Genomic DNA, 20,650 nt, shown 5'->3' with positions numbered 1-20,650 from the left:
CGCCTATCATCTGAACTGCTGAGTAATTATGTCCGCCACGCATGTCACAATGCCACCCGCCGTGCCAGCCGCTGTGCCACACATCTATGACACGATCGCGCTGGTCGTCCGGCCCAACACGGCCGGAATTGAGGATTCAGTGCGTGACGTGCTCGCGTTCCTGCGCCAGGAAGGCTACAGCGTGGTGTTCGAGACGGAAACGGCGGAGCACCTGAACATGCCGGACATCCCGTCGATGAGCCCGCAGGGCATCGGCGAGAAGGCGGACGTGGCGCTGGTGATGGGCGGCGACGGCACGATGCTGGGCATCGCGCGCCAGCTGGCCTCGTACGAGGTGCCGCTGATCGGCATCAACCAGGGCCGGCTGGGCTTCATGACCGATATCCCGCTGGAAGGGATGTTGCCCGTGCTGGGCAAGATCCTGCAGGGCAAGCACAAGGCCGAGCGCCGCACCTTGCTGGAAGGGCGGGTGCTGCGCGACGGCAAGCCGATCCATATCGGCCTGGCCGTCAACGACGTGGTCGTGTCGCGCGGCGCCGGCGCGGGCATGGTGGAGCTGCGCGTGGAAGTGGACGAGCACTTCATGTACAACCAGCGTTCGGACGGCCTGATCGTCTCCACGCCGACCGGTTCGACGGCTTATGCGCTGTCGGCCGGCGGCCCGCTGCTGCATCCCTCGCTGGGCGGCATCGTGCTGGTGCCGATCGCACCGCATTCGCTGTCGAACCGGCCCATCGTACTGCCCGACTCCAGCGAGATCGTCATCGAGATCATCCGCGGCCGCGACATCACGGTGAACTTCGACATGCAGACGTTCGCCAGCCTGCAGCCGCAGGATCGCATCCACATCCGCCGCTCGCCGCACACGATCACCTTCCTGCATCCGGAAGGCTGGAGCTACTACAACACGCTGCGCAAGAAACTGCACTGGAACGAGTACCCGTCCAGCGACGGGAAAATCTGATCAATCTGGAACCTATGCTTCGTACACTGTCCATCCGCGACTTCGTCATTGTCGATGTAATTGAACTGGAATTTTCCGCCGGCTTCACGGTGTTTACGGGCGAAACGGGCGCCGGCAAGTCGATCCTGATCGACGCGCTGACCCTGGCGCTGGGCGGGCGCGGCGATGCCTCCGTCGTGCGCGAGGGCGCCCCCAAGGCCGACATCACGGCCGATTTTGCCGTGACGGCGCAGGCACAGGCCTGGCTGGATGCACACGAGTTCGGCTCCGAGGACGGCGGCGCGCTGCTGCGCCGCGTGATCGACAACGCCGGCCGCTCGAAGGCCTACATCAACGGCATCGCGGCCACGGCGGCGCAGCTGCGCGAGTTGGGCGACCTGCTGGTCGACATCCATGGCCAGCACGCGCACCAGTCGCTGCTGAAGACGGAAGCGCAGCGCGAGCTGCTGGACAACCAGGCCGGCGCCAACGTGCGCGACGTGGCGCTGGCCTACAAGGCCTGGCGCGCGGTGGCGAAGCAGCTGGAGGAGTTCGAGACCAATGCCGCCAACGTGCTGCTGGAGCGCGAGCGCCTGGAGTGGCAAGTGGGCGAGCTGGACAAGCTGGCCGCCAAGCCGGGCGAGTGGACGGAGATCGGCAACGAGCACAGCCGCCTGTCGCACGCGGCCAGCCTGCTGGAAGGGGCGCAGGAAGCGCTGGCCGTGATCTCCGAAGCGGACGAGCAGCCGATCGTGTCGCAGCTGGCGTCGCTGAACCAGAAGCTGACGAAGCTGGTGTCCGTGGACACGGCGTTGCAGCCCGTCGTCGACCTGATCGAATCGGCCCGCATCCAGCTGCAGGAATCCGTCTACGCGCTGAACACGTACCTCGATCGCGTGGAACTGGACCCGGACCGGCTGCGCCAGGTCGATGCGCGCATGGAAGCACTCCATTCGGCGGCGCGCAAGTTCCGGGTGGACGCGGACGAATTGCCGGCGGAGCACGCGCGCCTGGCCGCGCAGCTGGCCCAACTGGCGGATGCGACCGACATGGAAGGCCTGCGCAAGCAGGAAGCGAAGCTGAAAGCCGAGTACATGGCATTGGCGCAGCAGCTGTCCACGACGCGCGCGGCGGCGGCCAAGGCCCTGGGCGATGCGGTCACGCAGGCCATGCAGGACCTGAACATGACGGGCGGGCGCTTCGAAGTGGCGCTGCATCCCGCCGAGCCGTCGGCGAAGGGGCTGGAGCAGATCGAATTCATGGTGGCCGGCCACGCGGGCGTGGTGCCGCGACCGCTGGCCAAGGTGGCGTCGGGCGGCGAGCTGGCGCGCATCTCGCTGGCCATTTCCGTCATCACGTCGCACGCGACGACGGTGCCGACCCTGATCTTCGACGAGGTGGACAGCGGCATCGGCGGCGGCGTGGCCGAAGTGGTGGGGCGCCTCCTGAAACGCCTGGGCCAGGAGCGGCAAGTGCTGTGCGTAACGCACCTGCCGCAGGTGGCCAGCCAGGGCAACAGCCACTTCCAGGTGGCGAAAAGCACGCTGGACAACGGCAAGACGGCGTCGCGCATCGAGGTGCTCGATGCCAAGGCACGGGTGGAGGAAGTGGCGCGGATGCTGGGCGGGCTGGAGATCACGGCCACCACGCGCAAGCATGCGCGGGAGTTGCTGGCTTCCTGACGGACTGGGGTCTGTCCCCGCAGGGGACTGACCCCGAAGTTTTACGTGAAGCCGTCGAAACGCCAGCAAACTTCGGGGTCAGTCCCTGAAGGGACAGACCCCAGTCGCTCATGAGTCCCAGGGGTTTCTCAGCCTTTGCAATCCTTTAACGCCCACCCCGGATACCCCACCCGAGGCAACGTCCGCAACCACCCCGCCAGATCGACGGACGCCGGCAGTAAGCGCTGCAGGGACCGCAACTCGCCACACGCGAACGCCTTGTCGCCGCTGGCCACCAGCGCCGCCGCCATTGCGCGGTAATGCACGCGCGGCTTGCCCTCCCGTTTCAGCGTCTCGTAATAATCCACGTACAAGGCCCGCGCGCCGGCGCCGAAGTCGCGCCGGAAGGCCGGCCTGGCGGCAGCGCCATCGAGCGCATAAACGAAGGGGAAATACACGGGCCCCGTCACGCCAGGGAACACGTCGCGCCGCAACACCCGCGTGCGCAGCATGCCGTGGCGGTCGATGCCGATGGGGGCGGGGCTGTCGAAATAATCCAGTTGCGCGACGGGCGCCGGTTCGGGCGTCAGGCGGAACAGCGTTTTCGTGTAATGCCGACCGCCCAGGTGCCCGCACAGCGCGACAAAGTCGCCGCCGATGTACTCGGCGCCGGGTTCGTCGCCGCAGCCGGGCCGCAGCGCCGTCTTCTCCTGGTAGATGCTGACGAGCCCGTCCTCGCGCGTGACGTGGATGACGCCGATCACTTCGCCCTGCAGGTCGCCCTCGGCCGTCTCCAGGCTTTCCTGGTACGAAAAAGTATGGCCGGCATGCGTCAGCACGGCATTGTGCGCGGCGGCGGGGAACGCGCAGGTCGCCAGGACGCAAGCCATCAGGGATCGTCGGGGAATGTTTTTCATTGCGAGAATGATAACTCATGGACGGGCGTGCGGGTGCGCCGCGCCGTCGCGGTCCTCCGCCTATAATGGCCTCCTCTCAGAAAGAACAACAACAGCCATGTCCTTTGCCAAAGAACCCCCGCACCAGCACGGAACCGTCAGCAGCAGCGCGGTGGTGCTGGTCAATCTCGGTACGCCCGACGAGCCCACGCGCGGTGCCGTGCGGCGTTACCTGAAGCAGTTCCTGTCCGATCCGCGTGTCGTGGAGATCCCGAAAGCCGTCTGGTGGTTCATCCTGCACGGCATCATCCTGCCGTTCCGCTCCGGCGCGTCGGCGAAAAAATACGCATCGATCTGGACCCGCGACGGCTCGCCGCTGCGCGTCCACACCAGCAACCAGGCCATGCTGCTGCACGAAGCGCTGGGCGAGCGGGGCCATGGCGACGTGACGGTGGCGATGGCCATGCGCTACGGCTCGCCGGCGCTGCCGGACGTGCTGGCGCGCCTGAAGGCCGACGGCTGCGACCGTATCGTGGTGCTGCCCGCCTATCCCCAGTATTCGGGTACGACGACCGGCTCGATCTGGGATGCCGTGTTCGCGCACTACCGCAAGATCCGCAACATTCCCGAACTGCGCCTCGTGAAGAACTACCATGACCACGACGGCTACATCGAGGCGCTGCGCCAGAACATCCTCGCGCATTGGGAAGCGCACGGTCGGGGCGAGAAGCTCGTCATGAGCTTCCACGGCGTGCCCAAGCGCACCCTGCTGCTGGGCGACCCATACCACTGCGAATGCCACAAGACGGCGCGGCTGCTGGCGGCGCGGTTGAAGCTCAAACCCGAGGAGTACATCGTCACGTTCCAGTCCCGCTTTGGCAAGGCCGAATGGCTGCAGCCGTACACGGCCCCCACCGTTGCCCAGCTGGCCAAGGATGGCGTGCGCCGCCTCGACGTCATCTGCCCCGGCTTCACCAGCGACTGCCTGGAAACGCTGGAGGAGATCGCGATGGAGGTGCGGCACGACTTCCTGTCCAACGGCGGCAAGGACTTCCACTACATCCCCTGCCTGAACGAAAACCCGCACTGGATCGCGGCCCTGGCCGAGATCGCCGAACAGCACATGATCGGCTGGCCCACCATGACGACGCCCACCCAACGCGCCCTGCGCCAGCACGACGCGGACAAGGGACGGGAGGCCGCCCTGGCCAAGGGCGCCCCGCAATAAGACCGCTCCGTTGCAAATTCGTCACCGGCAAGTGCTGTCAGCACTTGCGGGGGACGAGTGCCAGCCTGTTAAAATAACCCGTTGCGGGTAGTCGTTTCGGCGCCGGTGCGGCGTCGCGGCGGGTGCCTGCCGCGCTGATTCGCCGGTGTCCGGGCAGCCGGACCGGCGCACAGTGTGCGCTGGCGGGTGGACAAAACAAAAAGAATAACCCTTGAAATGGTAGGGGATAGGCCCATATGCGGCGCAGCGCAACGGGGATTGCAAGGCGTGATCTGCTTCCCCGGCAATGTCAAACAACAGATTGTAGGAGTCTATAGATGCAAGATCAGGAAAATCAGGCCAGCCCGAATCCCGATGAGGAACTGGCATCCGCCCAGCCTTCGACTCCCGCCGAGCCTGCCAGCCAGGGCACCCAGAGCCTGGAAGAGCAGCTCTCCGCCACCGAAGCGAAGCTGGCCGAGATGCATGAGGCATTCCTGCGCGCCAAGGCCGAAGGCGACAATATCCGCCGCCGGGCCCAGGAAGACGTGGCCAAGGCACACAAGTTCGCCGTCGAAAGCTTTGCCGAGGCCATGGTGCCCGTCAAGGACAGCCTGGAAATGGCCCTGAAGGTGGAAGTTCCCACGATCGAATCGCTGAAGGAAGGCGTCGAGATGACGCTCAAGCAGCTCAATTCGGCGTTCGAGCGCAACCGCCTGATCGAAGTGGTGCCGGCTGCCGGCGACAAGCTGGACCCGAACAAGCACCAGGCCGTGGCCATGGTGCCGGCCGAGCAGGAAGCCAATACCGTCGTTGCCGTGCTGCAGAAGGGTTACATGATCGCGGACCGCCTGTTGCGCCCGGCCATCGTGACCGCCGCCCAGCCGAAATAAATCGCGAATCGAGTCGTTCCAGGGCGCGAAGCCCTTGAAAACAAACACGATTTTCCGCATATAACAAACATCAGAAACTACACAGTTAAGGAAGAACAAATCATGGGCAAAATGATCGGTATTGACCTGGGTACCACCAACTCCTGCGTCGCCATCATGGAAAATGGCCAGCCGAAGGTCATCGAAAACGCGGAAGGCGCGCGTACCACCCCGTCCATCATTGCTTACCAGGACGACGGCGAGATCCTCGTCGGCGCGCCGGCCAAGCGCCAGGCCGTGACCAATCCGAAGAACACGCTGTTCGCGGTGAAGCGCCTGATCGGCCGCAAGTTCGAAGAAAAAGAAGTGCAGAAGGACATCGCACTGATGCCTTACCAGATCACGAAAGCCGACAACGGCGATGCGTGGATCGGCGTGCGCGACAAGAAACTGGCCCCGCCGCAGATCTCCGCGGAAGTGCTGCGCAAGATGAAGAAGACCGCCGAGGACTACCTGGGCGAGGAAGTGACGGAAGCCGTCATCACCGTGCCGGCGTACTTCAACGACTCGCAGCGCCAGGCCACGAAAGACGCCGGCCGTATCGCGGGCCTGGACGTCAAGCGCATCATCAACGAGCCGACCGCGGCCGCGCTGGCCTTCGGCCTGGACAAGACCGACAAGGGCGACCGCAAGATCGCCGTGTATGACCTGGGTGGCGGCACGTTCGACATCTCGATCATCGAAATCGCCGACGTGGATGGCGAGAAGCAGTTCGAAGTGCTGTCGACCAACGGCGACACGTTCCTGGGCGGCGAAGACTTCGACCAGCGCGTGATCGACTACATCATCGACGAATTCAAGAAGATCAACGGCCTGGACCTGAAGAAGGACCCGATCGCCCTGCAGCGCATCAAGGCTTCGGCCGAGCGCGCGAAGATCGAACTGTCGTCGTCGCAGCAGACCGAGATCAACGAGCCGTACATCGCCATGGCGAACGGCGCGCCGGTCCACCTGAACCTGAAGATGACCCGCGCCAAGCTGGAATCGCTGGTGGAAGAACTGATCGCCGCCACGATCGAGCCATGCCGCACCGCCATCAAGGATGCCGGCGTCAAGGTCTCCGACATCGACGACATCATCCTGGTCGGCGGCATGACCCGCATGCCGAAGGTGCAGGAAAAAGTGAAGGAGTTCTTCGGCAAGGACCCGCGCAAGGACGTCAACCCGGATGAAGCCGTGGCCGTCGGTGCCGCGATCCAGGGCGCCGTGCTGTCGGGCGACCGCAAGGACCTGCTGCTGCTGGACGTGACCCCGCTGTCGCTGGGTATCGAAACGCTGGGCGGCGTGATGACGAAGATGATCCACAAGAACACGACGATCCCGACCAAGTTCTCGCAAGTGTTCTCGACGGCCGACGACAACCAGCCTGCCGTGACCATCAAGGTCTACCAGGGCGAGCGTGAAATCGCGGCCGGCAACAAGGCGCTGGGCGAGTTCAACCTGGAAGGCATCCCGCCAGCAGCACGCGGTACGCCACAGATCGAAGTGACCTTCGACATCGACGCCAACGGCATCCTGCACGTGGGCGCGAAGGACAAGGCCACCGGCAAGGAAAACAAGATCACCATCAAGGCCAACTCCGGTCTGTCGGAAGAGGAAATCCAGAAGATGGTGAAGGATGCCGAGCTGAACGCCGAAGAAGACAAGAAGGTCAAGGAACTGGCCGAGTCGCGCAACCAGGCCGACGCGCTGGTGCACTCGACCAAGAAGTCCCTGACGGAATACGGCGACAAGCTGGAAGCCGGTGAGAAGGAAAAGATCGAAGCGGCGATCACCGACCTGGAGTCCACCATCAAGTCGGGCGACAAGGCAACGATCGACGCCAAGGTCGCGGCGCTGACCGAAGCGGCGCAGAAGCTGGGCGAGAAGATGTACGCCGACATGCAGGCGCAGCAGGCAGCTGGCGGCGCGGAAGCCGGTGCCGGTGGCCAGCAGGCCGGCGGTGCGGAATCGCGCGCGCAGCAGGACGACGTTGTCGATGCCGACTTCAAGGAAGTCAAGGACAACAAATAATCCCGGTCGGCTGAACCCCTGACCCGCCGAGCGGAGCTGCCGTAACAACGGGGCCCGCTCGGCTTTTTCGCATAATCGGTATCAGTTTTGTAAGCAAGGTGCCTCCACATGGCAAAGCGTGATTTTTACGAGATTCTCGGCCTGGCAAAGAATGCCTCGGAAGAAGAGATCAAGAAGGCCTATCGCAAGCTCGCGATGAAATACCACCCGGACCGCAACCCGGACAACAAGGAAGCGGAAGAGAAGTTCAAGGAGGTGAAGGAAGCCTACGAGATGCTCACCAATCCGGAAAAGCGCGAAGCGTATGACCGCTACGGTCATGCGGGCGTCGATCCGAACATGGGTGGCGGCGGCTTCGGTGCGGGCGGCTTCGGCGACGCGTTCGGCGACATCTTCGGCGACATCTTCGGCGGCGGTGGCCGCCGCGGCGGCGGTCCGCAGGTCTACCGCGGTGCCGACCTGCGCTACAACCTGGAGATCACGCTGGAACAGGCCGCGCACGGCTTCGACACGACGATCCGCGTGCCGTCCTGGGACAAGTGCGACACATGCCACGGTTCCGGCGCCAAGCCGGGCACGTCGCCCGTCACCTGCTCGACGTGCGGCGGCCACGGCCAGGTGCGCATGCAGCAGGGCTTCTTCAGCATCCAGCAGACCTGCCCGAAGTGCCATGGCACGGGCAAGATCATTCCCGAACCGTGCCCATCGTGCTCCGGCGCGGGCCGCATCAAGCGCAACAAGACGCTGGAAGTGAAGATCCCGGTCGGTATCGACAACGGCATGCGCATCCGCTCGTCCGGCAACGGCGAACCGGGCACGAACGGCGGGCCGCCGGGCGACCTGTACGTCGAGATCCACATCAAGCCGCACCCCGTGTTCCAGCGCGAGGGCGACGACCTGCACTGCGAGATGCCGATCTCGTTCGCCAAGGCGGCACTGGGCGGCGAGATCGAAGTGCCGACCCTGTCCGGCAAGGTGTCGTTCACGGTGCCTGAAGGGACCCAGTCGGGCAAGACGTTCCGCCTGAAGGGCAAGGGCATCAAGGGCGTCCGCTCGGGCTACCCGGGCGACCTGTTCTGCCACGTGGCCGTCGAAACGCCGGTCAAGCTGACGGAAAAGCAGAAGGAACTGCTGCGCGAGTTCGACCGCTCGACCAACGAAGGCGGCTCCAAGCACAGCCCGCAGTCGAAGAGCTGGATGGACAAGGTCAAGGACTTTTTCGAGTAAAACGGTGACAGTCACCCATTTCCGGGCAAGTCGTCCGGAAATAGGTGACAGTCACCAAAAAAAGCACGTTCGGCCACAACGGCCCGGATCAGGTAAACTACCGCCTGCTTCACATCGGCCGCCCCTTGCCGCGAGGCGATTGGCGGCTTTGTCATGTCTGAAAGGAATATCATGAGCGACCGTATCGACAGCCCTTCCGCCCTGCAGGACCTGCTGAACAATAACCGCCGCTGGGCCGACTCGATGGTCGAGCGCGACCCGGAATTCTTCCGCCGCCTCGCCGCGCAGGCATCGCCTGAATACCTGTGGATTGGCTGCTCCGACAGCCGCGTGCCCGCGAATGAACTGCTGGGCCTGGCGCCGGGCGACGTGTTCGTGCACCGTAACATCGCCAACGTTGTCGTCCACTCCGACCTGAACTGCCTGTCCGTGCTGCAGTTCGCCATCGACGTGCTGAAGGTCAAGCACGTCATCATCGTGGGCCACTACGGCTGCAAGGGCGTGCATGCCGCGCTGACGGGCAACCGCGTGGGCCTGGCCGACAACTGGCTGCGCCACGTGCAGGACGTCAGCCAGAAGCACGAGCGCTACCTGGGCACCGTGCTGGACGAGCGCAAGCGCAGCGAGAAGCTGTGCGAGCTGAACGTGGTCGAGCAGGTCGTCAACGTCTGCTCCACGACGATCGTGCAGGACGCATGGGACCGCGGCCAGGCACTGAGCGTGCACGGCTGGGTCTACGGCCTGAAGGACGGCCACCTGCACGACCTGGGCATGAGCGTCAACAACCACAATGAACTGGCGCCGCGCCTGTCGGCCCGCCTGACCCGCTACAACGAAACCCCCGTCGAGTAAAGTCGGCGGACACACGGATCAGGCCTTCGCACCCTGGACCGAAGGCCGGGGTCAGACCCGCCGGGTCTGACCCCAGTCTCTGCTTGTGGGTTTGAAACGGCTGTGTCCAGCGAGCTGCGCTGAAACCCGCGACAGTGCCGAACTTAAAAATGTCCTGACCCGCCATTGCCCCGCCACCCGAGCGCCGCGCCAGCGTCAGCTCGGGTATACTGTATGTCCATACAGTCAAGGCCGGCCATGGAACTGAACGACAAACTGGAAATCCTTGCCGATGCGGCCAAGTACGACGCGTCGTGCGCCAGCAGTGGCGCGCCCAAGCGCTCGTCCGAGGGCAAGGACGGTATCGGCGCCACCAACGGCATGGGCATCTGCCACAGCTACACGCCGGACGGCCGCTGCGTCTCGCTGCTGAAGATCCTGCTGACGAATTTCTGCATCTACGATTGCCAGTACTGCGTCAACCGGCGCACGTCGAACGTGCCGCGCGCCCGCTTTACCGTCGACGAAGTGGTCAAGCTGACGGTCGACTTCTACCTGCGCAACTACATCGACGGCCTGTTCCTGAGCTCCGGCATCATCCAGTCGGCCGACTACACGATGGAGCAGCTGGTCGCCATCGCGCGCGAGCTGCGCGAGGTGCACCAGTTCCGCGGCTACATCCACCTGAAGACGATTCCCGATGCCGATCCGGCCCTGATCGACGCGGCGGGGCGCTACGCCGACCGCCTGTCCGTCAACATCGAGCTGCCCACGCAGGACAGCGTGCAGCGCCTGGCGCCCGAGAAGAGCGTCCACACGATCAAGCTCGCGATGGGCAATATCCGCCTGAAGCTGGACGAGAAGGAAGCGGAGCCCAAGGCGCCGAAGTTCGCGCCGGCCGGCCAGAGCACGCAGATGATCGTGGGCGCGGATGCCAGCGACGACCAGCGCATCCTGACGACGGCCGAGACGCTGTACGGCAGCTATAAGCTGAAGCGCGTGTATTACTCCGCGTTCAGCCCGATCCCGCAAAGCCCGAAATCGGTGCCGCTGGCGCCGCCGCCGATGCTGCGCGAGCACCGCCTGTACCAGGCCGATTTCCTGTTGCGCAGTTACGGCTTCCAGGTCGGCGAGCTGCTGCCGGCGGCCGGCAACCTGGCGCTGGACATCGACCCGAAGCTGGCCTGGGCGCTGGCCAACCGGGAGCACTTCCCGATGGACCTGAACCGCGCCGAACCCGCCATGATCGCCCGCATCCCGGGCATCGGCCTGCGCAACGCCAAGCGCATCGTCGAGCTGCGGCGCATGCGCCAGGTGCGCTATGCCGACCTGGTCCGGTTGAAGTGCAGCATGAAGAAGATCGCGCCGTTCATCGTCACGGCCGACTACCGGCCGGCGCGCGACACCACCCCGTCGGAAGCGCTGCGCCGCTCGATGGCGGACGTGCAGCAGCAGATGCCGCTGTGGCCGGAGCTGCAGGCCGCATGAGCGGCGACGCAGTGCCGTCGACGTCGCCGGGCGATGCCGACGATACCGCCGCGCCCATCGACGCCGTCGCGCTGGCGATTGCCGGCCACCCGATTCCCGTCGCCTCCTTCGGCGACTTCCGCACGGCGGCGCGCGACCTGATCGTGCGCCGGGTCCCGCCCGAATCCGTACAATGGTCCGGCAGCGAAACGCCGCACGGCGATTTGCTCAGCGCGGGCAATGCGGGACTGGCGCCCATGCTGCCGGCCGGGCTGCTGGAACAGCCGCCGGCGCCGCAGCCACGCATTCCCCGCACGTTGATGGAAATGCTGCAAAGCGCCGCCTGCTACCGCGCCCCGGACCGCTGGGGGTTCCTGTACAAGATCGTGTGGCGCTGGCAGCTGGGACAACAGGAGATCCTGTCGATGGCGGACGAAGACGGCGCGCGCCTGCAGCACATGGTGAAAGCGGTGCGCCACGAAGAACACGATATGCATGCCTACCTGCGCTTCCGGGAACGGCCGCCGGCGGCGGGCGATCCCCGCTTCGTCGCGTGGTTCGAGCCGGCGCACGACGTGCTGCCGCAGGTCGCGCAGCATTTCGCCAAACGGATGGGCAAGATCAGCTGGATGATCGGCACGCCCGAAGCCACCGTGCTGTGGGATGGCAAGCGCCTGCACGGCACGGGGCCGCTGATGCGCAGCGCGGCGGACGTGGAGGACAGCGGCGAGGCTTTGTGGCTGACGTACTACCGCAGCATCTTCAATCCCGCGCGCCTGAACGCGGACATCATGCACGGCCATATCCGCACCCGCTTCTGGAAGAACCTGCCCGAGGCGGCCGTGGTGCCGCACATGGTGTCGCAGGCCGCCGCCGGCGCGCGCAAGGTGGGCCAGCTGGACACGGTCGGCAAGCGCACCGGCACCACGATCCCCATCGCGGCCGAGAAGGCCGCGCCGGAGCGGCAGCAACCCAGCTCGCTGGACGACTGCCGCCGCTGCGACCTGTGGCAGAACGCCACGCAGGCGGTGGCGGGGCAGGGCGCCCGCCGCGCGAAGATCATGCTGGTGGGCGAACAGCCCGGCGACCAGGAGGACCTGGCCGGCAAGCCGTTCGTCGGTCCCGCCGGGGCGCTGCTGGACAAGGCGATGGATGAGGCAGGGATGGACCGCCGGAAGGTCTACATCACCAACGCCGTCAAACATTTCAAATGGGAGCCGCGCGGCAAGCGGCGCCTGCACAAGACCCCGGCGCAGAAGGAAGTGATGGCGTGCCATTACTGGCTCGAGACGGAGCTGGAAACGATCGCGCCGGACATCGTCGTCGCGCTGGGCAGCACGGCGCTGAAGTCGATCCTGCAGTCGGGCAGCGTGACGATGAAGGACTACATGGGGCAGCCGTTCCAGCATGATGGCCGCTGGATCGTCGTCACTTACCACCCGTCGTATGCGCTGCGCGTGCCCAGCGCCGAGGCGCGGCATGAGGCGGTGGCCGCGATCGTCGAAGCATTGAAGACGGCGCAGCGGCTGGCGGATGGCGAGGCGCCGGGCAAGCTGTGACGCTTGCGTGCCGCGCACGCACCGTAAACCCGAGACCAGGAACTGGGGTCGGACCCGGCGGGTCTGACCCCGGCCCTTCGCTTCTGGGGTGAAAAAAGCCGAGGACAGGCAACAGCTTGCTGCGAGCTTTGCGGCGTAAGATCAGCCCCGGCTCTTCTTTAATACCGCCGCGATCTGCCGGTCCTGCCACGGTGCCAGCAATACCAAGGCGCTCAAAGCCCCGATCATCGCCATCAACATATCCGACTGTGTATCCCACGGATCGCCCTGGGTACCGAGGAACTCGTCCGCACCCTGGCCCAGCGCGACAGCGGCGCCCCATTCGATCAGTTCATACCACGCACTGATCGCCATCACCACGCACAGGCACAGGAAGCCCAGCATGCCCTTGCCCGTCACGTAGCGCCCGCGCAGCAGGATCTCGCGCGCCACCAGCGCCGGCACGAAGCCCTGCATGAAGTGGCCGATGCGGTCGTACGGATTGCGCTCCAGGTGCAGCCAGTGCTGCAGGTCGAAGCCGAACGGCACGCGCGCATACGTGTAGGCCCCGCCGACCATCAGCACGACGGCGTGCAGCGCGATCAGGCAGTACAGCAGGTCGGTCAGCGGGAAGCGCCGGTAGGTGGCGGCCAGCAGCGGCAGCGCGATGAGCACGGGCGCGACCTCCATCCACCAGGTGGCGCGGTCGTAGGGTGCAAGGCCGGACCATGCCAGGACAACGAGGGTGGCGGCGATCAGCAGCCAGTGCAGCGGTTTCGGGGCGGACGTCACAAACTCTCCAGGCAATGAAAACCGCATATTAATAGTAAAAAGCATTCGTTTTCATACCTGGGGCGCCGGCACATACTGAAATCCCGTCAGCTGGAGCATGTCAATGAATGCCGTGGTGAGTTTGGAGGTCAGTGCAGTCGCGCAGTCCAGTGTCCCCCTGGAGATCCGCCCGTTCGATGGCCCCCTCGGTGCCGAATTGGTTGGCCTCGACCTGCACCGACCGCTGGACCGCCATGCGCTGCAAGCGATCCATGCCGCGCACCTGGAACACCATGTACTCGTGTTCCGCGATCAACGCATCTCGCCGCAGCAGCAGGTCGACTTTTCCAGGTTGTTTGGCCCCCTGCAGATTCATGTACTGCGCAACTTCCAGCTGGCGGGAACCCCGGAAGTGCTGGTCGTCTCGAACGTCGTCGCAGACGGCAAACCGATCGGGCTGGGCGACGCCGGCCACTTCTGGCACTCCGACCTGTCGTACAAGGACAAGCCGAGCCTGGGCTCCCTGCTGCACGCCCAGGAGCTGCCGGCCGAGGGCGGCGACACGCTGTTCGCCAACATGCACCTGGCCTTCGATACCTTGCCGGCCGCGCTGCGCGAGGCGGTGCGGGGCCGCCAGGCCGAGCACAGCTACCTGAAGCAGTATGCCGCGCTGCAGAAGCGCAGCCCGTGGCGACCCAACCTCACCCAGGCGCAGATCGACGAAGTGAAAGCCGTCGTCCATCCCGTCGTGCGCACGCACCCGGAAACGGGACGCCAGGCGGTGTTCGTCAGCGAGCACTTCACGACGCGCATCGTCGGCCTGCCGAGGGACGAGAGCGACGCGCTGCTGGCCGAACTGTTCGCGCACAGCGTGCGGCCCGGGCACATCTACCGGCACCGCTGGCAGCCGCATGACATGGTGTTCTGGGACAACCGCTCGCTGATGCACCTGGCGGCCGGCTGTCCGGCCGACCAGCGCCGCACGCTGTACCGCACCACCATCGAGGGCGACGTCCCCTACTGAAAGAGAACGCATGAACCGACTCCGCATCGCCGCCGGCGCCATCGCGCTGGCGCTGGCCGCCAACGCCCAGGCCGAAGGGCGCCTGCGCATCGCCGAGCAGTACGGCGTCACCTACCTGCTGCTCAATATCGCCCAGGAGCACAAGCTCATCGAAAAATACGGCAGGCAGGCCGGTGTCGACATCAAGGTCGAGTGGACCCAGCTCTCCGGCGGCGCCGCCATCAACGACGCGCTGCTGGCCGGCGCCATCGATGTCGGCAGCGCCGGCGTGGGGCCGCTGATCACGCTGTGGGACCGCACCAAGGGGCGCCACAACGTGCGTGGCGTGGCCGCGCTGGGCAGCTTCCCGTATTACCTCGTCACCAACAACCCGAAGGTGAAGACGATTGCCGACTTCACCGACAAGGACCGCATCGGCCTGCCCGCCGTCGGCGTCTCCGTGCAGGCGCGCATCCTGCAGATGGCCGTGGCGAAGCAGTGGGGCGACAAGGCGTTCGCGCGGCTGGACAAGATCACGCAGACCTTGCCCCATCCGGATGCGGCCAATGCCATCATCGCCGGCGGCACCGAGATCACGGGCCACTTCGCCACGCCGCCGTTCCAGGAGCAGGAGCTGGCCCAGAACCCCAACGCGCACGTGGTGCTGAAGTCCTACGACGTGCAGGGCGGACCGTCGTCCTCGACGCTGTTGTACGCCACCGAACAATACCGCAGCGAGAATCCGAAGACGTACCGTGCCTTCGTGCAGGCGCTGGCCGAGGCAGCCGATTTCGCGGCAAGAAATCCGGAAGGGGCGGCCGACGTCTACCTGAAAGTCAACAAGAGCAAGGTGGATCGTGCCTTGCTGCTGAAGATCTTCAAGAATCCGGAAGTGCAGTTCCGCATCGCGCCGCAGAATACCCTGGGCCTGGCGCAGTTCATGCACAAGGTTGGCGCCGTGAAGAACCGCGCGACCAGCTGGCGCGACTACTTCTTCGACGATGCGCTCGTCAAGGACGGCAGCTGACATGCGGCCCCTGCGCATGGTCGCCCCGCCGGGACCGCAGCCCCTGCTGCAGGTGCGCGACGTCACGCTGCAATACCGCAGCGGTGGCGCCACCGTGCGCGCCACGCAGGACGTGAGCTTCGACGTGTTCGACGGCGACCGCTTCGTGCTGCTGGGTCCATCCGGCTGCGGCAAGTCGTCGCTGCTGAAGGCTGTGGGCGGCTTTATCGCCCCCGCTGCCGGCAGCATCGAACTCGATGGCCGTGCCGTCACCCAGCCGGGGCCGGACCGCATGGCCGTGTTCCAGGAGTTCGACCAGCTGCCGCCGTGGAAGACGGTGCTGGAGAACGTCATGTTCCCGCTGCTGGCGGCGAAACGGCTGACGCGCGTCGAAGCGCGCGAGCGCGCACTGGACTGGATCGCCCGCGTCGGGCTGGCGCGCGTCAAGGACGCGTATCCGCACACGCTGTCCGGCGGCATGAAGCAGCGCGTGGCGATCGCCCGTGCGCTGGCGCTGCAACCGAAGGTGCTGCTGATGGACGAGCCGTTTGCGGCGCTGGACGCCCTGACCCGCCGCACCATGCAGGAGGCGCTGACGAAGCTGTGGGAGGAAGCCCCGTTCACGCTGCTGTTCGTCACCCACTCGATCGAGGAAGCGCTGGTGGTGGGCAACCGCATCCTGCTGCTGTCGCCGCATCCGGGCCGTGTGCGGGCGGAGCTGAACAGCCACCAGTTCGGCCTGGCCAGCGGCGGCAGCGCCGAGTTCCAGGCGGCCGCGCAGCGCATCCACGGCCTGCTGTTCGACGCAGCCGGCGCGCCGGCCGCGCACGAGGAAAGGATCGCCCTGTGAGCACGTTCGACCCGCCCATCCGGCAGGAATACCTGGCCGAGCTGGCGCCTGCCGCCACGGCCGACCTGCAACGTCCGCTGCCGCTGGCCGCGCGCCTGTGGGACCACGGTGGCGTGCGCAAGGCCGGGCTGCTGGTGGCGCTGGCACTGCTGTGGGAAGTGCTGGCGCGCTGGCAGGACAACGACCTGCTGCTGCCCACGTTCCTGCAGACGGCGCGCGCGTTCGGCGCCGGGATCGCCAGCGGCGAGCTGCTGGACAAGGTGCGCGTGTCGCTGGCCGTGCTGGCGCAGGGCTACGCGGCCGGTATCGCCAGCGCCTTCGTGTTGACGGCATTGGCGGTGTCGACGCGGTTCGGCCGCGACCTGCTGGAAACGCTGGTGTCGATGTTCAATCCCTTGCCGGCGATTGCGCTGCTGCCGCTGGCCATGCTGTGGCTGGGGCTCGGCCACGCCAGCCTCGTGTTCGTCATCGTGCATGCCGTGCTGTGGCCTCTCGCCTTGGGCACGTACGCCGGCTTCCAGGCCGTGCCGGAAACGCTGCGCATGGCCGGCCGCAACTACGGCCTGCGCGGGCTGGCGTTCGTCGTGCAGATCCTCGTGCCGGCCGCGCTGCCCGCGATCCTGTCCGGCCTGAAGATCGGCTGGGCCTTTGCGTGGCGCACCTTGATCGCCGCCGAACTGGTGTTCGGCGCCTCGTCCGGCCAGGGCGGGCTGGGGTGGTACATCTTCCAGAACCGGAACGAACTGTATACCGACAAGGTCTTTGCGGGCCTGGCCGCCGTCATCCTGATCGGGCTGGCGATCGAAAACCTGCTGTTCGCCGCACTGGAACGGGGCACGGTGCGCCGCTGGGGCATGCAGCGCACCGCCGTGTAAGGGCGTAGCGGGCGCTGCACCGCCCTGGCGCGATTCTTGCTCTGCAATAGGGCATGAGCCGCCATCTCCGTATCGTCCTTGTCCATCCGCCCCGCGAAAGCGACGCGTCGCTGCGCGCCGCCGCGCTGCAGGCCGGGCTGACCGAGGCCGGCTATGAGTTGGTCGCGTCGCTGCCGGCCGATCTCCACCTGCCCGAACGCATCGCCCAGCTGCAGCCCGACATGATCATCGTGGACGCCGAATCGGATGCGCGCGATGTGCTGGAGCACATTGTCGTCGCCACGCGCGACGAGCGCCGTCCCATCGTCATGTTCACCGACGACGACAAGACGTCGTCGATGGAGGCCGCGCTGGAGGCGGGCGTGTCGGCATACATCGTCGCGGGCCTGCAGCCCGAGCGCATCAAACCCGTGCTGAACGTGGCACTGGCGCGCTTTCGCAAGGAGCAGAAGCTGCTGCACGAACTGGCCGACACGAAGCACAAGCTGGCCGAGCGCAAGGTCATCGACCGCGCCAAGGGGGTGCTGATGGCGCGCCACGGCATCAGCGAGGACCAGGCCTACCAGCGCCTGCGCACGATGGCGATGAACAAGAACCTGAAACTGGCCGAGGTCGCGCAGCGGCTGCTGGACGTGGAGGATTTGCTGGGGTGATGCACAATGCTGGTGCGCCCTTGGGGAATAACTATGCACATTGAAAAACAGGCCGTCCGGATCGGCTTCAATCCGCTGACCGATTGCGCCTCGCTGGTGATGGCCGCCGTGCTGGGCCTCGACGAGCGGCACGGCATCCGAATTGTCCTCAGCCGCGAATCCTCCTGGGCCGGCGTGCGCGACAAGCTGGTCACGGGCGAGCTCGATGCGGCCCACGCGTTGCTCGGCATGGTGTACGGCACCCAGCTGGGCATCGGCGCCCAGCGCCATGATATGGCCGTGCTGATGAACCTGAACCGCAACGGCCAGGCCATTACCCTGTCGCGCCGGCTGATGGCGCAGGGCGCCGTCGACGGGCCATCGCTGGCGGCCCTGATGCAAGGCGAGCGGCGCAGCTACGTGTTTGCCCAGACCTTCCCGACCGGCACCCACGCGATGTGGTTGTATTACTGGCTGGCGGCGCACGGCATCGATCCGTTGCGCGACGTGCGCGCCATTACCGTGCCGCCGTCGCAGATGGTCTACAACCTGACGGAAGGGCATATGGACGGTTTCTGCGCCGGCGAGCCATGGGGCCAGCGCGCCGTCATGGACGGCATCGGCGTCACCGTCGCCACCAGCCAGCAGATCTGGCCCGATCATCCGGAAAAGGCGCTGGCCACGTCGCGCGCGTTTGCCGATGCCCACCCGAACACGTGCCGCGCGCTGGTTGCCGCCGTGCTGGAAGCGAGCCGCTGGATCGACGCCAGCGTGGAAAACCGCCGCGCCACCGCGGAGATCCTGACGGGCGGCGGCACGGTCGCCACCGACCGCGCCGCGCTGCTGCCGCGCATGCTGGGCCAGTACGACGACGGCATGGGCCGCCAGTGGCAGGACGCCCATCCGTTGTGCTTCCACCAGGACGGCGCCGCCAACTACCCGTATCTGTCGGACGGTATCTGGTTCATGACGCAGTTCCGCCGCTGGGGCCTGCTGAAATCCCATCCCGATTACGAGGGCACGGCCCGTGCCGTCACGCGCCTGCAGCTGTACCGCGAGGCGGCCGAACTGGCGGGCGTGGCGGTGCTGCCGCACTCCCTGCGCAGCGCGACGCTGCTCGACGGCGGCACCTGGGACGGTGCCGATCCGGAGCGCTACGCGCTCGCCTTCCCGATACGGCAGCGTTAACGCTGCATTGCACCATTCTTGGGCGGGGCTGCACCGCGAATACGCACCCCAGCCCGACTTCCCGCCCGTCTTTCCGCTTTTTCCCCGACGTTCGCCCCTGATCAAGCCTGGCACGGCTCTTGCAACGCTGTAGACAGGTACACGGGCAGGGGTCAACGGCGATCGCTCCCACCAGCACAGCCGGCCTAACGAGGGGTACGGCAACAGGACAACGGCGTCCGTGCAGTCACCGCGCAATGTTTGCGAGCGGTGCTGCACGGGCGCCTTTTTTTTCGAGCTTGGAAACGATAAACGGGGTGTGAAAATGACCAGCAAAGCTCAAAGCATCAAACTCTTCTCGTTCGACACGCCGCAGATGCGGGCCTTCCACATGGCGTGGATGGCATTCTTCGTCTGCTTCTTCGCGTGGTTCGCCTGTGCGCCCTTGATGCCCATCATCAAGGGCGAGTTCAACCTGACGCCGGCGCAGATCGCCAATATCAACATCGCCGCCGTCGCCATCACCATCGCCGTGCGCATGATCGTCGGCCCCATGTGCGACCGCTTCGGCCCGCGCAAGACGCATACGGGCCTGCTGCTGCTGGGCGCCATCCCCGTGTTCGGCGTGGCCTCGGCGCAGAGCTACGAAGGCTTCCTGTTCTTCCGCACCTTGATCGGTGCGATCGGCGCCAGCTTCGTCGTCACGCAGTACCACACGTCCGTGATGTTCGCGCCGCGTGTCGTCGGCACCGCCAACGCGGCCACCGCCGGCTGGGGCAATGCGGGTGGCGGCGTCACCCAGGCCACCATGCCGCTGCTCCTGGCCGCCATCGTCATGCTGGGCGTGGACGAAGCGTTCGGCTGGCGCCTGGCGCTCATCGTGCCGGGCGTGCTGATGGTGATCGTGGGCCTCCTGTACTGGCGCTTCACGCAGGACTGCCCGCAGGGTAACTACGCCGAGCTGCGCGCGGCCGGCATCGAGATCGAAGGCGGTAAGAAGGGCGGCTGGGACAGCTTCAAGCTGGCTGCCGCCAACTACCGCGTGTGGCTGCTGTTCGTCACCTACGGCGCGTGCTTCGGCGTCGAGCTGTTCATCCACAACGTGGCCGCCATCTACTACGTCGACACGTTCAAGCTGTCGCTGAAGGAAGCCGGCATGGCCGCGGGCAGCTTCGGCCTGCTGGCGCTGTTTGCCCGTGCGCTGGGCGGCTACGTCTCCGACAAGGTCGCGCTGCGCAACAGCCTGAATGGCCGCGTCACCCTGCTGTTCGTGCTGATGCTGGGCGAAGGCGCGGGCCTGATCTGGTTCGCCCACGCCGACAACGTCGTCATGGCCATCGTTGCGATGCTCGCCTTCGGCCTGTGCGTGCACATGGCCTGCGGCGCGACGTATGCGCTGGTGCCGTTCATCGACAAGCGCGCGCTGGGCGGCGTCACCGGCATCATCGGCGCGGGCGGCAACGTGGGCGCGGTCGCCGCCGGCTTCCTGATGAAGGGCGTGGGCAGCACCCAGCAGACGCTGGTGATCCTGGGCGTGCTCGTCACCGCATCCGCGCTGTGTGCCATCGCCCTGCGCTTTTCCGCTTCCACCAATGCAGAACACGCGCTGGCGCGTGCCGCAGCTTAAGGAG

The 20,650-nt window shown here is 66.0% G+C and carries 18 protein-coding genes; 16 read left to right on the top strand and 2 right to left on the bottom strand.

Annotated elements, in window-relative coordinates; all coding sequences use genetic code 11:
* Positions 1–49: 49 nt before the first annotated feature.
* Positions 50–964 (top strand): NAD kinase, encoded by a 915-nt coding sequence (locus PX653_RS18990; protein WP_277418606.1) that lies wholly within the window; start codon positions 50–52, stop codon positions 962–964.
* A gap of 14 nt (positions 965–978) precedes the next feature.
* A complete protein-coding gene (recN, locus tag PX653_RS18985) occupies positions 979–2,625 on the top strand; it encodes a DNA repair protein RecN (RefSeq protein ID WP_277414302.1) in 1,647 nt (548 codons plus the stop codon).
* A gap of 128 nt (positions 2,626–2,753) precedes the next feature.
* Here the strand turns inward: recN and PX653_RS18980 are convergent, their stop codons facing one another.
* The gene (locus PX653_RS18980; protein WP_277414301.1) at positions 2,754–3,494 is read right to left on the bottom strand and encodes a hypothetical protein; all 741 of its coding nucleotides are present in this window, start codon (positions 3,492–3,494) and stop codon (positions 2,754–2,756) included.
* A 124-nt stretch (positions 3,495–3,618) separates the two neighbouring features.
* On the opposite strand from PX653_RS18980, the gene hemH reads away from it, so the two are divergent.
* The 7 genes from hemH to PX653_RS18945 all read left to right on the top strand — a co-directional run bounded on the left by hemH (position 3,619) and on the right by PX653_RS18945 (position 12,736).
* Positions 3,619–4,728 carry a ferrochelatase gene (gene hemH / locus PX653_RS18975; protein ID WP_277414300.1) on the top strand — a complete coding sequence of 370 codons (1,110 nt, stop codon included), beginning with the start codon at positions 3,619–3,621 and terminating at the stop codon, positions 4,726–4,728.
* A gap of 317 nt (positions 4,729–5,045) precedes the next feature.
* Positions 5,046–5,600, top strand: a complete 555-nt coding sequence (gene grpE, locus PX653_RS18970) for a nucleotide exchange factor GrpE (RefSeq protein WP_277414299.1) — start codon at positions 5,046–5,048, stop codon at positions 5,598–5,600.
* Positions 5,601–5,702: 102 nt separating this feature from the next.
* A complete protein-coding gene (dnaK, locus tag PX653_RS18965; RefSeq protein ID WP_277414298.1) occupies positions 5,703–7,652 on the top strand; it encodes a molecular chaperone DnaK in 1,950 nt (649 codons plus the stop codon).
* Between the two features lie 108 nt (positions 7,653–7,760).
* On the top strand, positions 7,761–8,879 hold the full coding sequence (gene dnaJ / locus PX653_RS18960; RefSeq protein ID WP_107140337.1) for a molecular chaperone DnaJ: 1,119 nt from the start codon (positions 7,761–7,763) through the stop codon (positions 8,877–8,879).
* A gap of 171 nt (positions 8,880–9,050) precedes the next feature.
* Complete coding sequence (gene can, locus PX653_RS18955; RefSeq protein WP_277414297.1) at positions 9,051–9,731, top strand: carbonate dehydratase; 681 nt, start codon at positions 9,051–9,053, stop codon at positions 9,729–9,731.
* Between the two features lie 237 nt (positions 9,732–9,968).
* Positions 9,969–11,198 (top strand): putative DNA modification/repair radical SAM protein, encoded by a 1,230-nt coding sequence (locus tag PX653_RS18950; protein WP_277414296.1) that lies wholly within the window; start codon positions 9,969–9,971, stop codon positions 11,196–11,198.
* The gene (locus tag PX653_RS18945) at positions 11,195–12,736 is read left to right on the top strand and encodes a UdgX family uracil-DNA binding protein (protein WP_277414295.1); all 1,542 of its coding nucleotides are present in this window, start codon (positions 11,195–11,197) and stop codon (positions 12,734–12,736) included. Before PX653_RS18950 ends, PX653_RS18945 begins: the two co-directional genes overlap by 4 nt.
* A gap of 141 nt (positions 12,737–12,877) precedes the next feature.
* On the opposite strand, the gene PX653_RS18940 is transcribed toward PX653_RS18945, so the two are convergent.
* Entirely contained in the window at positions 12,878–13,507 is a 630-nt protein-coding gene (locus PX653_RS18940) for a DUF2238 domain-containing protein (protein ID WP_277414294.1), read from the bottom strand.
* Between the two features lie 103 nt (positions 13,508–13,610).
* On the opposite strand from PX653_RS18940, the gene PX653_RS18935 reads away from it, so the two are divergent.
* From PX653_RS18935 to PX653_RS18905, 7 genes are all read left to right on the top strand, one after another.
* Positions 13,611–14,510, top strand: a complete 900-nt coding sequence (locus PX653_RS18935) for a TauD/TfdA dioxygenase family protein (protein WP_277414293.1) — start codon at positions 13,611–13,613, stop codon at positions 14,508–14,510.
* A gap of 10 nt (positions 14,511–14,520) precedes the next feature.
* The gene (locus tag PX653_RS18930) at positions 14,521–15,516 is read left to right on the top strand and encodes an ABC transporter substrate-binding protein (protein ID WP_277414292.1); all 996 of its coding nucleotides are present in this window, start codon (positions 14,521–14,523) and stop codon (positions 15,514–15,516) included.
* Between the two features lies 1 nt (position 15,517).
* Positions 15,518–16,345: an ABC transporter ATP-binding protein gene (locus PX653_RS18925; RefSeq protein ID WP_277414291.1), complete on the top strand. Its 828-nt coding sequence runs from the start codon at positions 15,518–15,520 to the stop codon at positions 16,343–16,345.
* On the top strand, positions 16,342–17,220 hold the full coding sequence (locus PX653_RS18920) for an ABC transporter permease (protein ID WP_371876353.1): 879 nt from the start codon (positions 16,342–16,344) through the stop codon (positions 17,218–17,220). The genes PX653_RS18925 and PX653_RS18920 overlap by 4 nt, the downstream gene beginning before the upstream one ends.
* Before the next feature lie 53 nt (positions 17,221–17,273).
* A complete protein-coding gene (locus PX653_RS18915; protein ID WP_277414290.1) occupies positions 17,274–17,873 on the top strand; it encodes an ANTAR domain-containing response regulator in 600 nt (199 codons plus the stop codon).
* Positions 17,874–17,906: 33 nt separating this feature from the next.
* Positions 17,907–19,040 carry a CmpA/NrtA family ABC transporter substrate-binding protein gene (locus PX653_RS18910; protein ID WP_277414289.1) on the top strand — a complete coding sequence of 378 codons (1,134 nt, stop codon included), beginning with the start codon at positions 17,907–17,909 and terminating at the stop codon, positions 19,038–19,040.
* 304 nt (positions 19,041–19,344) lie between these two features.
* Positions 19,345–20,646: an MFS transporter gene (locus PX653_RS18905; RefSeq protein ID WP_277414288.1), complete on the top strand. Its 1,302-nt coding sequence runs from the start codon at positions 19,345–19,347 to the stop codon at positions 20,644–20,646.
* Positions 20,647–20,650 lie beyond the last annotated feature (4 nt).

The sequence above is a fragment of the Pseudoduganella chitinolytica genome (assembly GCF_029028125.1).
GTDB lineage: Bacteria > Pseudomonadota > Gammaproteobacteria > Burkholderiales > Burkholderiaceae_D > Rugamonas > Rugamonas chitinolytica.
This window is presented reverse-complemented; position numbering and strand designations above follow the sequence as displayed.

Coding starts and splice junctions, on each gene's coding strand:
- grpE (WP_277414299.1), top strand. CDS start 5,046: ATGCAAGATCAGGAAAATCAGGCCAGCCCGAATCCCGATGAGGAACTG.
- hemH (WP_277414300.1), top strand. CDS start 3,619: ATGTCCTTTGCCAAAGAACCCCCGCACCAGCACGGAACCGTCAGCAGC.
- dnaJ (WP_107140337.1), top strand. CDS start 7,761: ATGGCAAAGCGTGATTTTTACGAGATTCTCGGCCTGGCAAAGAATGCC.
- dnaK (WP_277414298.1), top strand. CDS start 5,703: ATGGGCAAAATGATCGGTATTGACCTGGGTACCACCAACTCCTGCGTC.
- PX653_RS18930 (WP_277414292.1), top strand. CDS start 14,521: ATGAACCGACTCCGCATCGCCGCCGGCGCCATCGCGCTGGCGCTGGCC.
- PX653_RS18935 (WP_277414293.1), top strand. CDS start 13,611: ATGAATGCCGTGGTGAGTTTGGAGGTCAGTGCAGTCGCGCAGTCCAGT.
- PX653_RS18980 (WP_277414301.1), bottom strand. CDS start 3,494: ATGGCTTGCGTCCTGGCGACCTGCGCGTTCCCCGCCGCCGCGCACAAT.
- PX653_RS18945 (WP_277414295.1), top strand. CDS start 11,195: ATGAGCGGCGACGCAGTGCCGTCGACGTCGCCGGGCGATGCCGACGAT.
- PX653_RS18910 (WP_277414289.1), top strand. CDS start 17,907: ATGCACATTGAAAAACAGGCCGTCCGGATCGGCTTCAATCCGCTGACC.
- PX653_RS18905 (WP_277414288.1), top strand. CDS start 19,345: ATGACCAGCAAAGCTCAAAGCATCAAACTCTTCTCGTTCGACACGCCG.
- PX653_RS18925 (WP_277414291.1), top strand. CDS start 15,518: ATGCGGCCCCTGCGCATGGTCGCCCCGCCGGGACCGCAGCCCCTGCTG.
- can (WP_277414297.1), top strand. CDS start 9,051: ATGAGCGACCGTATCGACAGCCCTTCCGCCCTGCAGGACCTGCTGAAC.
- PX653_RS18915 (WP_277414290.1), top strand. CDS start 17,274: ATGAGCCGCCATCTCCGTATCGTCCTTGTCCATCCGCCCCGCGAAAGC.
- recN (WP_277414302.1), top strand. CDS start 979: ATGCTTCGTACACTGTCCATCCGCGACTTCGTCATTGTCGATGTAATT.
- PX653_RS18950 (WP_277414296.1), top strand. CDS start 9,969: ATGGAACTGAACGACAAACTGGAAATCCTTGCCGATGCGGCCAAGTAC.
- PX653_RS18990 (WP_277418606.1), top strand. CDS start 50: ATGCCACCCGCCGTGCCAGCCGCTGTGCCACACATCTATGACACGATC.